Genomic DNA, 15,221 nt, shown 5'->3' with positions numbered 1-15,221 from the left:
GCCCTAACTCGTTGGAAGCGTGAGCGGCGGCTAAGTAGTTAATTAAGGGCTTATGGGACTTGGTAGCAGATTTAGATAATAGCTTGCTCGCTACGCCCCAGTTGCCTTCAAGTAGTGCAATTAGACCTTTCTCGGTTTTTATCGTAGCTCTTGACTCGGCGGAACGGCCAAACCACTTAGATACAGACTTGCTTGAATGCACCAGTTTACGTTTCAGCCCTAGTAGCCATACCAATAAAGTAAGCAAAATAGCGATAGCGAGTGCGGCGATGACCAGATTACTTTCTATTAGCCAGTTTCCATAAGATATTCGAACATATCCGGGGTCATGGCTGACAATCGCTGAAACACCAAGCGCTAGAGCCATGCCGACAATAATCAACACGAGTAAACGCTTCATGGTGTTGGCTCCTGCTTGGTACTGTTATCTGTGCTTGAAGGTGTCGGGTTGGAAAGTTTGCCTAAGCTATGGTTAAGATACATGGCTTCAATTTTTGTCTTCAGTAAGCGTAATGACTTTGAAATATCGGGTGTTTCGTAGCTTATTTGAAGTGTTTGCATACTTTTGAGTTTAGAAATCAGAGTTTTCGTTTGTTTGTCCTGAGTATCAAAGTAGTTCTCTAGCCAAATGCTTGCTTGTTTTAAGCTGTGAGTAAAAATAGCCTGGTTTTGCTCTAGTAAGGCAAGGTTTGCTTGTTCGAGCATCAGTCTTAGATTCTGCTTCAGATAATAATTTTGCTCAGGCGCCATAAGAGGCGCGACAGGGTGATCCAAACGCCGGATCAATACTGCTTTATTTAGCTCGCCCCATACTTCCAGCCATGCTTGCTTCCATGCGGGAAGATCTGAAGTTTGTGATGAACGCTGGCTTGGTGTTTGTTCTGGCTCTGGCTTGCTCGTGTCTAAATAAGCGCTTTCTTTTAAGCCGTCTAAAGAAGAAATGATAGCCGAGAGTTGCATAAACATACCTTCACGGTCGAGGTGAGAAAGCTGTTGTAAGCTAAGAATCTCTTGATTGAGTGCTGCACGAACTGGGAGTAAGCCTGGGTCATTGATTTCGGCCAGCACTTTATCGGCAGATATCATGACTGCCTCAGCATTTTTTAAGTCGCGCTCAAGAAGAAGTCTTTGGTTGGCGAGATGTAATAAATACTCGGCCTCAGCAAGTAGCCAGTCAGCACGACTGCTGGCACCCATTTCTGTTAGCTTCTCGGTGTTATATAAACTTTGCCTATCGAGCTGAGTCAGTATCTGACTTTGTTGTTGTTTGTCTGCTTCTAGGTTTTTCAAACGTCGCTCGAGGCTTTGCTCTAAGTATTGAACTCGTTGTTGTGCGCTCTTATTTTGTGAATCTAGGTGCGACAGTAGTGTGTTTTGTTGCGACAGGTTTTGCCAGAAGTAAATTGCGCTAGCGATCGAAAACGCAGCTATTAGAGCAATGACCAGTATTAGCAGCCAAGAAAGGTTTTTCTTCTTTTTAGCTTGAGGGGCTGGCTTCTTTACATCTGCTGCAGGTAGCGTTTCGTTTGCGTCAGTCACGTGTTGTCCTGTTTTTTGTTGGTTGGCACTTACAAGCTGGCTTTTTTGATGCACTTTACAATGTCCATCGGCATAAGGTTTTCCGAGATCAAAGTGTTCTTCAATCCGTGTTCATATGCAATATTGGCCACTCTGATACTGGGTAGTATAAAAGACCTGTCAGATAAGTCGATATTGTGTTCACTGCAATGAGCAAGCAGGTTAGTCAGTGTTTCACCGCTTAGTGTAATAATAAAGTCTGGCGCAAAGTCGTCAATGCTTTGTTGCAGTATGCTTTGATCATAGTCTGGTTTCGAGCGTTGGTATAGCGATATGCTATCTACTTGCGCACCTCGAGCAAGAAGTTGGCTTTGTAAAGCCTGGCGACCATGCTTACCCTTGAGGATGAGTATTTTTTCGTCTTGAACTGTTTTGAGGTCTTTGTTCTCTAATAGTTTTTCACTGCTCAGGTCTTGACCTGGCGATACGATATCCAGACTTGTCGAGTTTAAGGCTTCAGCGGTTTTGCGGCCAATGGCATACCATTTTTGTCCGACAGGTGCTTGTGGCCAATAGTGATCTATTTGTTCAAGGCCTAGATCAGCTGCGTGTTGGCTGACGACAATTACATGCTGGTATTGGTCTAAATCGAGGATGTGCTGTCGCTCGATCGCGCTAATCTCAAGCGCATCGATTTTTAGCATTGGCAGTTTTTTGCACTGGGCTCCTAAGGCTTCGAGAGCTTTTGATAATTCCGTGGCGGAGGGTTCGGGGCGGCAGATTAGAATCTTGCTTGAACTGAGCAGGCCTAGTCGCTTGAAAGCCTGCTCGGTAACGAGTTTATTTGTCATTGGCTTAAACTTGAGCTTTGTTATAGACAGCTTCTAGTAAAGGGCCTGCACCCATTTCAAGCAGAGCTTCCGCTACGGCAACACCCAGCTCTTCACATTGAGCTTGTGGGCCGCTTAAGCTTGTTTTAAGGATGGTTGCGCCATCTTCTGAGGCAACTAAGCCGGTGAGTGTCAGTGTCTCGCTTTCTAAGGTTGCATATCCGGCGATTGGAACCTGACAGCCACCATGGAGCCGGTGATTCATTGCGCGTTCAGCTTTTACGCAGAACTCGCTTTCTGGGTGAATGAGGGGCGCCAATAATTTTTTAATATCCTCATCCTTGCTTCTGCACTCAATGCCTAGAGCGCCTTGGCCAACAGCTGGAAGTGATTGCTCAGCCGATATGACGCTTTTGATGCGTTCATTGAATTCAAGTCTTTTGAGTCCAGAGGCTGCAAGAATAATGGCGTCATACTCGCCTGCATCGAGCTTTGCCAGACGAGTATTAACATTGCCTCTTAAAGGGCGAATATCTAGGTCTGGGCGAGAGGCGGCCAGTTGGCTATGCCTGCGTAGGCTTGAGGTGCCAACAATTGCACCTTCTGGAAGTTGATCGATCGAGTCGTATTGATTACTAACGAAAGCATCGAAGGGGTTTTCCCGCTCACAAATAACGGCTAGCTCAAGACCTTCGGGGAACTCCATAGGGACATCTTTCATTGAGTGGACGGCGATATCTGAAATGCCTTCTAGCATTGATGCTTCAAGCTCTTTTACAAATAAGCCTTTGCCACCGATTTTAGCAAGGGGGACGTCTAGAATCTTATCCCCTTTGGTTGTCATGCCATTAATATTGACTTCCAAGCCTGGGTATAAAGCTTCAAGTTGAGACTTTATATAACGGCTTTGCCACAACGCTAAAGCACTTTCACGAGAAGCAATATTGAGGGTCTTGATTGGGCTTGATGTAGACATGTTCGAGTCGTTCACTATTGGCAAATGGAGTGGGTGCTATATATTGAATTGCGTCGCTATTTGTATTGGTGGTGAAACCAAATAAAGAATAGTGAGCTAGATACAGCCTGTTATGGCGACTTAGTATAACGGAACTGGAAATAAAGTCGAAAAGATACAAATCAAGTGAAGATCACTTTTATTTCTTGGGCGCTTACTTGAGTCAAACTTGGCTATATGAAGGTTAGAAGTTAAGTGTTAATTTAACTTCCAGTCGATCTTGTTTAAGATTTAGTCGATACTTTGTTCTATCTGCAAGGTCATTAAAATTGCGAATGACGGAATCTGTGCAATTCTTTCCCCCGCTTAAGAGAGAATCGATATCAAATTTAAGCACGTGCTTAGAGAAGGATTTGATCGCTGTACTATAGGAAAATTTAGTGTCAGATGAGCTCTCGATGAGGATAGTATCATCATCACCGCTATTGCTGCGTGAGTTTTCAAAAGCTAGAGTATTAAATGACAGACACAGACATAACAAGCCTATTACGAACAAAGCGCGCTTGGTCATTGTTGATGTGTGTGTGTTGTTCAAATCGTCCACTCCATTTGATGAAGACTACCTATTCAATGATAAGAGATCTCCCTGTAGCGGTGTGTAACATTTGGTTAGATCGAGAGGGTATTTCGAAAAACTTCATTTATTGAGGTAAAGAGAGAGGATAAAGTGTGAACAGGTTCTCTAAGTTGTTGAGTGGAAGCTCATTTTTATTCTAGAAGGTGCTTAGTTGCAGTCTTAGGCTTGAAAGGATTGTTCACTTATTCTTTGCTTGAGTTCGCTTACGTGTCGACGACTGACGAGAATGCGAAAGTCGGTATTGCGTATATGTATGTAGTAGTGGCCATCGGAGCTCTTGTGCATTGCTGAGATGTGTTTGGCATTGACCAGTGTATTGCGATGGGCACGCAGGAGCTTGTCTGGGTGAGCTTGTTCCAACTCCTTTAATGTTTGGTCACTTAGGGTTTCACCGTTTGCATGGACAACGGTAAGGTACTTCTGTTCGGATCTAAAAAAGTAAATCGAGTCGAAAGGAAGTAACTCCTGGCCTTGCCAACTGTGTGCGACAAAATGAGCTTCTTCGTTACTATCCTGCTCCTTGATAGATTTTAGCTGCAGTTGATTAACATGCTTTGCTTGAGCCAGAGCACTTTCCAGCTCTTCGCCTCGAACGGGTTTTAACAAGTAACCCATGGCCTGCTTTTTAAAGGCGTCGATGGCATACTCGTCATAGGCGGTGCAAAAGATCATGGCAGGAGGGTGCGGCTTTTTTGCCAGAGCGCTGGCCACTTCCAGGCCATCAATACCTGGCATTCTGATATCCAGAAGCGCAATATCAGGCTTAAGCTCCTCAATCCGTACCAAGGCTTGTTCACCATTTTCAGCTTCACCGCAAACCTGATAGTTACAATTTCGTTCAATTAAACGCTTTAGGCGCTCTCTTGCCAAGCTCTCATCATCGACGATAAATACACTAATAGGGCTGTTTGCTGTCATATCTTAGTTAACCGGAATACGTAAAGTAACGGTAAAAATATTGTTTAGTTGGCTAGTCTTTAATATAGCGCCTGAGCCGAAAATTGCCTGGAGCCTGCTGCTAATATTGTCTAATGCGATTTGGTTTCCGTGTCGTGCCTGTTTTTCTGGGTCAAAAGGGTTTGAGATCAAAATGTATAAATGATCTCTTTTGAGTTCGGTTTCAATGCTAATAGTGCCGCCTTCAGTTAGCGGTTGAATACCATGATAAATCGCATTTTCTACTAATGGTTGTAGGGTTAAAGGGGGGATCAATACCTTTTTCTTGGCGTTGTTGAGCTTCCATTCAATCTTTAGCCTGTTTCCTAATCTAAGGGCTTCAATATTCAAGTATCGTCGGCATAGCTCAATTTCTTCACGAACCGGAATCAGAGAAGTTTGGTTGTTTAATGTAGCCCTGAAAATGGTTGATAGATCTATGACTGCATCTTCGGCTTTTTGTGGATCGATTGCGATCAGGCTGGCGATGCTGTTCATGCTATTAAACAGAAAGTGAGGACGAATTCTAGCCTGCAGTGCTTGGATGCGCGCTCGAAGTTCTGCTTGGCGCTGTTCTCGCCATTGGTGTTGCAGGAAGAAATAACGCAGTAAGATGCTCGCGAGCATCGAGCTGATGAGTAAACTCTTTGATAGAAATAGTTCCGGTTTTGTAATGACGCCCGGCAGCAGGAAGTTGATGCCTAGCCAACTGAAAAACAGCGTGATGATGGCATTGCTAGATAAGAAGTAAATGCTGATAAATTTCGGGCTTTTGCCAAATAGAAATTTTCGGGTTGTACAGATTACCGCTGCAAAGCTGAGCGTGAGTGAGTGGCAGTAAATAGATAGCAGGCCTAGTTTATCCCAACTGATTAACTCGTTTGAACTCAAGACCAGACATAAAACCAGCGCTAGAAACTGGGTTAGGATCAGCAGAAACAGAACGGCATTGATTCGACAAAGGTCAGGAATGACAAAATTGGAGTTCTGCTCACTCCCTGAAGCTTGCTTAGAATCATCAGCATGGCTGTTTTTGTTTGGCTGTGATTGCTTGGCGTTTCTATGCATGATAAATGACTGGTTTCTTTACAAGGGATGACTAAGGCGTATTATTCGCTTTTGTGCTACAATGCGCGCCGCAATTTTGACTCCACAAATTTCAGTGTAGATGGGTAATCAAACATGAGCAATGCAAACGACAATAACGGCCAGCTAAATACGCAGAGTGATTCAAGTAAAGAAAAGCCATGGGGAGGANGCTTTACCGAGCCTACCGATGCTTTTGTTGAACAATTTACTGCGTCAGTAGAGTTTGATCAGCGTTTGTATTTCCACGATATCCAGGGCTCTATTGCGCATGCGACGATGCTGGCAAAAGTTGGCGTGCTGACTGAAGAAGAGAAAACGCAAATCATTCAGGGCTTGAAAGAGGTTCAGGCAGAAATCGAGAGTGGCAAATTCCAGTGGTCTGTCAAACTGGAAGATGTACATATGAACGTCGAGGCAGCCTTAACAGAAAAAATTGGTATCACGGGCAAGAAACTCCATACAGGGCGATCTCGAAATGACCAGGTTGCGACAGATATTCGTTTGTATCTACGAGATGAAATCGATGTGATTGCCAGTGAAATTACTCGTCTTCAGGATGGCATGGTAAGGCTTGCTAAGCGTGAGGCTGCAACAATAATGCCGGGCTTTACTCATTTGCAAACAGCTCAGCCAGTCACTTTTGGTCATCATATTCTTGCTTGGAACGAGATGCTTCAACGTGACTATGAGCGTTTGATGGACTGTCGTAAGCGCGTGAATATTATGCCGCTAGGTGCAGCAGCTTTGGCGGGAACGACTTATCCTATTGATCGTAGCATTACGGCCGAGTTATTAGGCTTTGACCGACCTAGTGAGAACTCTCTTGATTCAGTCAGTGATCGTGACTTTGCTATAGAGTTTTGTTCATTTGCCAGCTTGGTTATGATTCACTTATCGCGAGCTTCTGAAGAGTTGATTTTGTGGGCATCGGCTCAGTTTGATTTTATCGACTTGCCGGACCGCTTCTGTACTGGTTCGTCTATCATGCCGCAGAAGAAGAATCCAGATGTGCCAGAGTTGGTACGAGGCAAGTCGGGCCGGGTAACGGGTCATATGATTTCTCTATTGATGTTAATGAAGTCTCAGCCTTTGGCATACAACAAAGATAACCAGGAAGATAAAGAGCCATTATTTGATGTCTTGGATACCTTAAAAGGTTGTTTGAAGGCCTATGCTGATATGATTCCGGCGATTGAGGTGAAGGCTGAAAATATGAGAGAAGCAGCACGTAGGGGCTTTTCAACCGCGACTGACTTGGCTGATTATTTAGTCGTTAATGGTGTGGCTTTCCGTGATGCGCATGAAATTGTTGGTAAAGCCGTGGCATATGGTGTTGCTGAGGAAAAAGACCTTTCAGACATGACACTAGAAGAGTTGCAGGTGTTTAGCGATCAGATTCAAGAAGATGTATTTGACGTTCTGACGCTTGAAGGCTCTGTTAATGCACGAAATCACCTGGGCGGGACGGCACCTGCACAGGTTTCTGCTGCGGCTGACAGAGTTCTTGAAAAACTAGCTGCACGTTAACTTGTCGTGCCTGACTTGATTGGCAGGCGACAGATATAGGTTGTGACGCCGGCACCTATGCAGCTAAGCATAATGACGGCCCATAACTTGCCAATGATGAGTGCGGATAAAAGCATGCTTCCCCACATACATATTAGTATCCGGGTTCGAATGTTTTTGTCCAGGCCTTCGCCGCTTTTCCAAACTGAAATGATGGGGCCTAGCTTCGGGTGTTCGTGTAACCAGCGGTGAAAACGTTCCGATGAGTGAGTGAATAACCAGGCAGCTAATAGTAAGAAAGGTGTTGTCGGTAATATCGGCAAGAAAATACCAATCACGCCAAGGATGACGCAGAGCCACCCCAAGGAGGCAATAAGTATTTTGACGCTGCCTTTCATTACTACTTTCCTGACAAATACATTTACGGTTTTTCCATTGTAGACCTTTAAATAGCTTTCTATAAATATAGAGGCTATTTTTTGTAAAAAATTAGCGCATAGACACTATTCTACCAACGCGGGATAATGTGTCTTTTACTATTGATAAACGAGACTTCAGATGCAAATTAGCAAAGATAAAGTGGTAACCTTTCATTATAGACTATCGAATGAGCAAGGCAGTGAGCTGGAGACCTCTCATGGAGAAGACCCGGTTGCTTATTTGCATGGCCATGGAAATATTATTTCTGGTTTGGAAAAAGGCCTGGAAGGTCAGTCGGCAGAAGATGTTTTGACTGTGACGGTTGAACCTCAAGACGGCTATGGCCTGCGTAAAGAAGAAGCTGTTCAGCGCGTACCAATTAAGCACCTAGTGGGCGATAAAAAGCAAAATTCCAAGTTGAAGCCTGGTATGGTGGTTTCGATTAATACCGAAGAAGGTCCAAGGCAGGTTGTGGTATTAAAGGCAGGAAAGTTTAATGTCGATGTGGACACGAATCACCCTTTGGCCGGGCAGGTTTTGAGTTTCGATATTGAAATTCAGAGCGTCAGGGAAGCAACAGAAGATGAGTTGGCTCACGGGCATGCTCATGGTGTTGGTGGTCACCACCATTAACAAGTGCTAATGTTGCAAGCATAGAGATTTCACCAAAAAACAAGTAACGTGAGCGTTTTTAGAATGGCTTCTTCAGGAAATGAACATGAAAAAAACGCTTCTAGGCCTAGCTCTAATAGGTGCTTCTACTCTCAGCTATGCTGCTGAACCTCTAAAGTCTCTTGATACTCAAGATCAAAAAGTTAGCTATAGCTTTGGCTTGGTTCTAGGTAAGCGCATGACTAACGATATGCCTGATTTGCAAATCGACGTATTCGTCCAAGGTTTGAAAGATGCTTATAGTGGCAACCCTCAACTTATTACCGATGAGCAGGTCGCGCAGACTCTATCTGACTTTCAGCGAGACCTACAGCAAAAGCAGCTAGAAGAAGTTCAAAAAGCGGGTGAAGAAAACAAAAAAGCGGGGAAAGAATTCCTAGCTGAAAACAAGAACAAAGAAGGTATTGTTACCCTAGAGAGCGGCCTTCAGTATAAGGTTTTGACCGAAGGTAAAGGTCTGCAGCCTGGGCCGACAGATGTTGTGAAAGTTCACTATACCGGTTCTTTGATCAACGGTACGGTTTTTGATAGCTCGATTGATCGTGGTCAGCCAGTAAGTTTTCCGGTTAATGGTGTGATTGCTGGATGGACAGAAGCCCTTCAGTTGATGCCTACTGGTTCAAAGTGGCAGCTGTTTATTCCTTCGGACTTGGCATATGGTCCAAACGGTAACCGTTCTATCGGGCCGAATGAAACGTTGCTATTCGATGTCGAGTTGTTGGATATCGAAGCGAAAAAATAAAGTAGCTTAATCGTCAGTACTATCGAAAGAATACACAATGTATTCTTTCGAATCTCTTCTTCTTACTCTTATTATTAAAACACTACATTCAAACGAACTAGTCCGGGTATGCCCAAGATATCGCTATTGCTGAATATCATTGGGATAATATCGATATTGACTCGTTCATTATAAGACCAGCGGGTACCGACTAAGGCCGTTGTATCGCTATCGTCTTGCGTTGACATAACAACTTCAGCGCCAATCGAGAATAAGCCACTTTCTGTATCAATTAGACCAGCATAAGCGCCCAAACCTAATTCTAGGAATGTATCACTATTGTCTGCAATATCGCTGTAAATAAGAGATGGTGTGAGTGTGAATGTTGCTGCATCGGCCGAAATCGTGGCTGCGACCCCTAGCTTTAAATTAGTTTGATCGTTATTGCTGTTGTCAAAATCAATGACAGATAAGCCTGTTACCAAAGACCAAGCAAACTGATCTGTCGTTTGCTGATCACCTGATCTAATAGGCGGGAGCCCCCATTTTAGGCTAACGTCGTTCCCTGTAGAGGCGGTGTTAAGGCCTAGTCCACTATTCAAAATAAGCTCAGCCTGGGAAAGCCCGAGTCGAATACTGCCGCCATTTTGTAAACCGTTCGCACCACTGTGCAGGTCAATGGATATATGGTCGCCAGTGTTTACTTTACCCTGTTCAAGAAAGAACCCGCGTGAAGGAGGCGTATAAGCTTTTTTAAACGGCTCTTCAGCGGCGACAAAGGTGCTGGCAGAGGCACTGCAGGCAATAAGAGAATAGCTAAGAAGGTGGTTTTTCATGATTAGACGTTCCTTGATTTCACAGATATTAATTCAATTTGGCTAAGTTTAAATAGGGGGCAACTGATACTAGGAGATAAACTTCAGACCAATACCCGCAGGTTCCATTCGGACAATTTTCATTTTCAGTACAGGCGCTGTTTCTCCCATGCCCTGGACCTGGCCCTGGACAACGGTGCCGACCGGTGGCATAGGAATATTCTCTGTTAGAAGAAATACACCGCCATCGGAGATATCACGGGTAGTGACAATTTGATCGCCAATACTGGGGTGAGACACTTTAAGTTTACACTTCATTGGTGTCCGGTGCTCAGAGCGTTTGTCGGGCTGTGCGGATGTTGAGGTGTTTTCGTTTTCAATGGTCATTTTATTAGCAGGCCACTTAGCTTAAATAATTGCTCTGCATTATATCGATAATAAAAACGAATATCGCCAATCTAGCTTTAAGTTTTGGAAAGATTACATGGCTTGCAGTCTTTCAGTGAGGGCTAAAAATGAGGCAGATAGACAAATTTCGTTAATGGCGTAAAATAGCGCGTTTTTTACAGGCTAGTTCTCTAAAGCGTGTTGGTGATAGAAGGGTGTTATGAAATCGCATAGTGTTGAAAAGATCGGTGGAACGTCAATGAGTGATTATGTCGCTATTCGCGATAATATAATCAGCAAACCCTCAAGAGAGGATACGATCTATCAGCGTGTATTTGTGGTTTCAGCGTATGGCGGCATGACAGACGCTTTGTTAGAGCACAAAAAGACTAGCCAGCCAGGAATCTATGCGTTATTTGCCAACGGCTTGAAAGACAAGAGTTGGCACCAGGCGCTGCAGCAAGTGAAAGCTGATATGCAGGCCATAAACGCAGGCTTATTTGGTGAAGGTGAGCTTTTGCAGCAGGCGAATAGTTTTATTGGCGAGCGTCTGGATGATGCAGAGCAGTGTCTTGTTGATCTTCAAAGACTTTGTCAACACGGGCATTTTGAGCTTTCCGCACATTTGGCGACTGTTCGGGAAATGTTGGCGAGTATCGGTGAGGCTCATAGCGCTTGGAACACTGCAAAGCTTCTTGAACGTGACGGTTTCAATGCTTGTTTTGTTGATTTAACTGGCTGGCGCGCGGCACAGCATACCTCTTTGGATGAGCGGATCGTTGAAGCGTTTCAAGGCTTGGATTTGGCAAGTCAGATACCTATCGCGACGGGTTATGCGCATAGCGAGGAAGGCTTGATGTCTACTTTTGACCGTGGCTATAGTGAAATGACCTTTAGCCGCATCGCTGTATTGACCGAAGCGCGTGAAACCATCATCCATAAAGAATTTCACTTGAGCACGGCTGATCCTCGTTTGGTTGGTGAAGAAAATGCTATTCCTATCGGACGGACAAACTATGATGTTGCCGATCAGTTAGCTAACCTGGGAATGGAAGCTATTCACCCTAAAGCGGCCAAGGGTTTACGTAGTAACCGTATTCCTTTAAGAGTTAAGAATACTTTTGAGCCTGACCATCCTGGTACACTTATCACCGGAGACTATGTCAGTGACGAGCCTTGTGTCGAAATTATTGCAGGTTGCAAGGGCATCTATGCACTGGAAGTGTTCGATCAGGGGATGACGGGTAGTGTCGATACTTATGACCAGAAAATTCTTGAGCTGATCAGGCGCTTCAAAGGCCATGTTGTTTCTAAAGATATTAATGCGAACACCATTACTCATTATCTTGCTACAAACCTGAAAACAGTAAAGCGTATATACGGTGCTCTGGAAAAATGTTTTCCTGAGGCCGAGATTGACCAGTGCAAAGTTGCGATTGTTTCGGCGATTGGCAGTAATATGCAAGTGCCTGGTATGTTGGCGGTGACGGTCAAGGCGCTGGCACAGCAGGAAATTAGTGTTTTAGCAATGCATCAATCTATGCGACAAGTTGACATGCAGTTTGTTGTCAACGAAGACGACTATGACTTGGCGGTGAAGAGCCTGCATAGTAGCTTGGTCGAAATTCACAATCACGGTATCGCGATTTGCCCTGCTAATTAACAATTAGATCTCGTGGGAACATCCTGCTAAAGGAGTTGGCAATGCATCAGATCTCTGGGTTTTCATCGGCAGCACGTACGCTGTTTGTTTTGGCGGCATTTGTTATTGTGGTTGCAGGTATACGCGCTGCTGAGTCATTGATGGTGACGTTTCTACTCTCCGGTTTTTTTGCCATCATTTGTGCGCCTCCCTTTCTCTTTATGCAACGGAAAGGCTTGCCTGCCTGGCTGTCCTTGATACTGGTGGTTATTTTTATCAGCCTGGTGCAGTTGGTGATTATCTCTATTATTACCACTTCACTCACTGCTTTCTCAAATGACCTACCCCAGTACCAGATACGCCTGCAAGCATTGATGGGCGAACTAATCAGTGGCTTAAATTCCTGGGGCTTGGATATTCCAAAGGAAAAGTTAATGCAATTGTTTGACCCGTCAACGATTTTTAAGTTGGCGGTAAGCACTCTGGGGAACCTGGGTGGCGTTTTATCGAACTCCTTTCTGATTGTGTTAACAGTGATTTTTATGCTTTTTGAAGGTGTTTCATTGCCGGCAAAACTTCATAAGGCTTTCGGCGAAGACAGTACCTTGATGGAGCATATTGAATTATTTTTAGAGAATGTTAATCGTTATATGAGTATCAAGGTTGTAGTGAGCCTGGGAACGGGTGGGTTAATCTATATCTGGTTGCTTATTCTGGGGGTTGAATATCCCTTGTTGTGGGCTTTAATTGCTTATCTTCTAAATTTTGTACCGAATATTGGTTCCATTATCGCAGCAGTACCCGTGATGTTGTTGGCCTTAATTCAATTAGGGCCTTTGCATATGTTGTTGGTTGCAGCGGGTTATTTATTTGTTAATACCTTGATGGGCAATGTTATTGAGCCGCGCTATATGGGGCGGGGCTTAGGGCTTTCTACTTTGATTGTTTTCTTGTCTTTGGTATTTTGGGGTTGGGTGCTTGGGCCAGTGGGGATGTTACTGTCTGTCCCACTGACCATGCTGTTAAAAATTGCCTTTGAAAGCAGTGACGAGACCCGCTGGATCGCAATCATTATGGGGCCAGATGTTGCTCAAGAAAAAGATGAGAAGCGGTAGTTCTAAATGAGCAGCTACCAAAGATCCTCTTCATCTTGAGAGTCGCTTTGAATTAGAATCCTTTTGAGGTCTTTTTCTCTGTCTTTGCTATGAGCTTCGGCTAAATCAACTTTTTCGCCGTAAACTTCGAGCCAGGTACGTGAGCCAGGTAGCATGTGAGCCAGGTCATACATGCCGGTACGTAAGGCTTCTAGAAATTCTTGATTACCTTTTTCTTGTTCCATCACCACGTTAAGCAATTTAAGGTTGCTTGTATTGCCCAGTTGATCCTGGATAACGGGTAATATTTTCTTAAGGCTCTTTATTTGTTGAGTTTGAGCTTCGTTTTGGCTGGTCAATTCCGAGATTTGTAGCTGTAGCTCTTCAACGACTTCAAGGTTGACGGACTCTTCTTCTTCATCTCCGAAGACGGTGATCGTTATTACTGTAATCGAAACAGAAATAATCACGATTAGTAAGAGTGCGACAACCAGTAGTACTATTTTGTTCGTCCCGACACTCTCTTCCAGAGCAGTAATTCGTTGCTTTTCAGTGAGTGGCTCGTGCTCCACTTCATCTTTCTTGGCCATGGTCTATCCTACGTCGCGAATTTGATGATGAGCTCGGGAGGTGTGCATGTAGTCATGCTAAATCGAACAGAAGTTATGCGAACCCCGGTGAGCCCAGATAGTTTTAGTGTAGACCAAAACTATCTGAAGTACCTACCAAAGGAATGTGATTAATTGTGATATTAATACGAATATTACTAATTAACTTAGATAGTTAGCGCTATAAGTTCTATTAGCCTGTTAACTTTTCGTACTTATCCATTAATTCTGCTTCACTTTCCTTGTGATCAGGGTCTTTGGGAATGCAGTCTACAGGGCATACTTCGACACATTGTGGTTCGTCGTAATGGCCGACACACTCGGTGCACTTGCTCGGGTCAATAATATATATATCTTCACCGGGTGCGATGGCTTCATTGGGACACTCAGGCTCGCACACGTCGCAATTTATACAGTCATCTGTGATCATTAATGCCATGAAAAATACCTCTGCTATGATCTGATAAAAGTGGGGTTAAAGGTCAAAATACTATCCTGCTATCGCTCTTCTAAGGCCTTAATGACGGCTGGCGCTACAAACTCTGAAACATCACCGCCCAAAGAGGCAATTTCCCTAATTAAAGTGGAAGAGATATAAGAGAGGTGGTTGTCAGGAGTAAGAAACAAGCTTTCTGCTTCAGGAATCAAGCGCCGATTCATATCCGCTAGTTGAAATTCGAATTCAAAGTCTGAAACAGCACGTAAACCGCGTAGAATAACGTTGACCTTGTGCTCTTTTACAAACTCGGCCAATAAGCAGTCAAAGCCAATGACTTCTACATTATCGAGATGAGCCAAAACGTCCTTTGCCAGTTCAACCCGTTTTTCAAGTGGAAACATAGGGTTCTTTTTTGGGCTGGCTGCGACAGCAATAATAATGCGATCAAAAAGCTTTGCAGCACGCTCTACAAGATTGGTATGGCCGTTAGTAATTGGGTCAAAAGTGCCAGGATAAACGACAGTATTCATAGGGGGTCTTACTCCTGAAGCTGCGGAATACGATTGCAGTGCCTAAGTCAATTTTACAGTATTGGAAGTATAGACAACCAAGAACTAAAGAAGGGGCGGAATAGTAACCAAATTTCGGGTGGGTTGCTAGTCAGCTTGTTGTAAACAAGAAGTCTGCGCTGGCAAGATAGACAGCGCATTTGAAGGGTTATCTCTATAAGGAGCTAGCTTATCGTAAGAAAATAGAGAATAAGGCCTTATGAATCAAGGTACCAAAAGGAGGGTAGGCAAACTTGGTACTGTTGAAATGATTCTTGCAGAATACTGATTTTGCATGAGAGAAGGTCAGGAAGCCTTGCTCGCCGTGGTAGGAGCCCATACCTGATTCACCAACGCCGCCAAAATGTAAGTCTTCTTGAGCAAAGTGAGAGACTGTGTCGTTA

Annotated in this window: 17 protein-coding genes and 1 pseudogene; 5 read left to right on the top strand and 13 right to left on the bottom strand. The window is 44.2% G+C overall.

Features of this window, described 5'->3' with window-relative positions; genetic code table 11:
• From A3735_RS01175 to A3735_RS01145, 6 genes are all read right to left on the bottom strand, one after another.
• A partial coding sequence (locus A3735_RS01175) for a heme biosynthesis HemY N-terminal domain-containing protein (RefSeq protein ID WP_197485569.1) occupies positions 1–400 on the bottom strand: 400 nt, incomplete at its 3' end.
• Positions 397–1,539 carry a uroporphyrinogen-III C-methyltransferase gene (locus A3735_RS01170; protein ID WP_068514506.1) on the bottom strand — a complete coding sequence of 381 codons (1,143 nt, stop codon included), beginning with the start codon at positions 1,537–1,539 and terminating at the stop codon, positions 397–399. The genes A3735_RS01175 and A3735_RS01170, both read right to left, overlap by 4 nt.
• 29 nt (positions 1,540–1,568) lie before the next feature.
• The gene (locus tag A3735_RS01165; RefSeq protein ID WP_068514507.1) at positions 1,569–2,369 is read right to left on the bottom strand and encodes a uroporphyrinogen-III synthase; all 801 of its coding nucleotides are present in this window, start codon (positions 2,367–2,369) and stop codon (positions 1,569–1,571) included.
• 4 nt (positions 2,370–2,373) lie between these two features.
• Positions 2,374–3,324 carry a hydroxymethylbilane synthase gene (gene hemC, locus A3735_RS01160; protein WP_068514508.1) on the bottom strand — a complete coding sequence of 317 codons (951 nt, stop codon included), beginning with the start codon at positions 3,322–3,324 and terminating at the stop codon, positions 2,374–2,376.
• Positions 3,325–4,099: 775 nt separating this feature from the next.
• Positions 4,100–4,858 carry a LytTR family DNA-binding domain-containing protein gene (locus tag A3735_RS01150; RefSeq protein WP_068514509.1) on the bottom strand — a complete coding sequence of 253 codons (759 nt, stop codon included), beginning with the start codon at positions 4,856–4,858 and terminating at the stop codon, positions 4,100–4,102.
• 3 nt (positions 4,859–4,861) lie between these two features.
• On the bottom strand, positions 4,862–5,944 hold the full coding sequence (locus A3735_RS01145; protein WP_082865346.1) for a sensor histidine kinase: 1,083 nt from the start codon (positions 5,942–5,944) through the stop codon (positions 4,862–4,864).
• Positions 5,945–6,058: 114 nt separating this feature from the next.
• Here A3735_RS01145 and argH point away from each other — a divergent pair, with 114 nt between their 5' ends.
• Positions 6,059–7,492, top strand: a complete 1,434-nt coding sequence (gene argH, locus A3735_RS01140; RefSeq protein WP_068637406.1) for an argininosuccinate lyase — start codon at positions 6,059–6,061, stop codon at positions 7,490–7,492.
• Here argH and A3735_RS01135 read toward each other — a convergent pair.
• On the bottom strand, positions 7,489–7,869 hold the full coding sequence (locus A3735_RS01135; RefSeq protein WP_068554137.1) for a YbaN family protein: 381 nt from the start codon (positions 7,867–7,869) through the stop codon (positions 7,489–7,491). The two genes, argH and A3735_RS01135, sit on opposite strands and share 4 nt — an antisense overlap.
• A 160-nt stretch (positions 7,870–8,029) precedes the next feature.
• On the opposite strand from A3735_RS01135, the gene A3735_RS01130 reads away from it, so the two are divergent.
• A complete protein-coding gene (locus tag A3735_RS01130) occupies positions 8,030–8,524 on the top strand; it encodes a peptidylprolyl isomerase (protein WP_068514515.1) in 495 nt (164 codons plus the stop codon).
• A gap of 85 nt (positions 8,525–8,609) precedes the next feature.
• Entirely contained in the window at positions 8,610–9,305 is a 696-nt protein-coding gene (locus tag A3735_RS32240) for an FKBP-type peptidyl-prolyl cis-trans isomerase (protein ID WP_068514517.1), read from the top strand.
• Positions 9,306–9,379: 74 nt separating this feature from the next.
• On the opposite strand, the gene A3735_RS01120 is transcribed toward A3735_RS32240, so the two are convergent.
• Both A3735_RS01120 and A3735_RS01115 read right to left on the bottom strand, forming a co-directional pair.
• Positions 9,380–10,120 carry a hypothetical protein gene (locus A3735_RS01120; protein WP_068514520.1) on the bottom strand — a complete coding sequence of 247 codons (741 nt, stop codon included), beginning with the start codon at positions 10,118–10,120 and terminating at the stop codon, positions 9,380–9,382.
• A 69-nt stretch (positions 10,121–10,189) separates the two neighbouring features.
• Entirely contained in the window at positions 10,190–10,486 is a 297-nt protein-coding gene (locus A3735_RS01115; protein ID WP_068514521.1) for a PilZ domain-containing protein, read from the bottom strand.
• Positions 10,487–10,706: 220 nt separating this feature from the next.
• Here A3735_RS01115 and A3735_RS01110 point away from each other — a divergent pair, with 220 nt between their 5' ends.
• Together A3735_RS01110 and A3735_RS01105 are read left to right on the top strand one after the other, a co-directional pair.
• Positions 10,707–12,149 carry an aspartate kinase gene (locus tag A3735_RS01110; protein ID WP_068514525.1) on the top strand — a complete coding sequence of 481 codons (1,443 nt, stop codon included), beginning with the start codon at positions 10,707–10,709 and terminating at the stop codon, positions 12,147–12,149.
• 41 nt (positions 12,150–12,190) lie between these two features.
• On the top strand, positions 12,191–13,243 hold the full coding sequence (locus tag A3735_RS01105; RefSeq protein ID WP_068514528.1) for an AI-2E family transporter: 1,053 nt from the start codon (positions 12,191–12,193) through the stop codon (positions 13,241–13,243).
• A 14-nt stretch (positions 13,244–13,257) separates the two neighbouring features.
• Here A3735_RS01105 and A3735_RS01100 read toward each other — a convergent pair whose 3' ends face one another.
• From A3735_RS01100 to A3735_RS30030, 4 genes and pseudogenes are all read right to left on the bottom strand, one after another.
• Positions 13,258–13,812: a hypothetical protein gene (locus A3735_RS01100; RefSeq protein ID WP_068514531.1), complete on the bottom strand. Its 555-nt coding sequence runs from the start codon at positions 13,810–13,812 to the stop codon at positions 13,258–13,260.
• 211 nt (positions 13,813–14,023) lie between these two features.
• Positions 14,024–14,269: a YfhL family 4Fe-4S dicluster ferredoxin gene (locus A3735_RS01095; RefSeq protein ID WP_068514535.1), complete on the bottom strand. Its 246-nt coding sequence runs from the start codon at positions 14,267–14,269 to the stop codon at positions 14,024–14,026.
• 59 nt (positions 14,270–14,328) lie between these two features.
• Positions 14,329–14,799, bottom strand: a complete 471-nt coding sequence (gene coaD / locus A3735_RS01090; protein ID WP_068514537.1) for a pantetheine-phosphate adenylyltransferase — start codon at positions 14,797–14,799, stop codon at positions 14,329–14,331.
• Positions 14,800–15,007: 208 nt separating this feature from the next.
• Positions 15,008–15,221: pseudogene (locus A3735_RS30030) on the bottom strand (coniferyl-aldehyde dehydrogenase); the annotation flags it as partial.

It is taken from the genome of Oleiphilus sp. HI0061 (assembly GCF_001635675.1).
The sequence above is the reverse complement of the archived record's forward strand: the minus strand, read 5'-3'. Positions and strand labels throughout refer to the sequence as shown.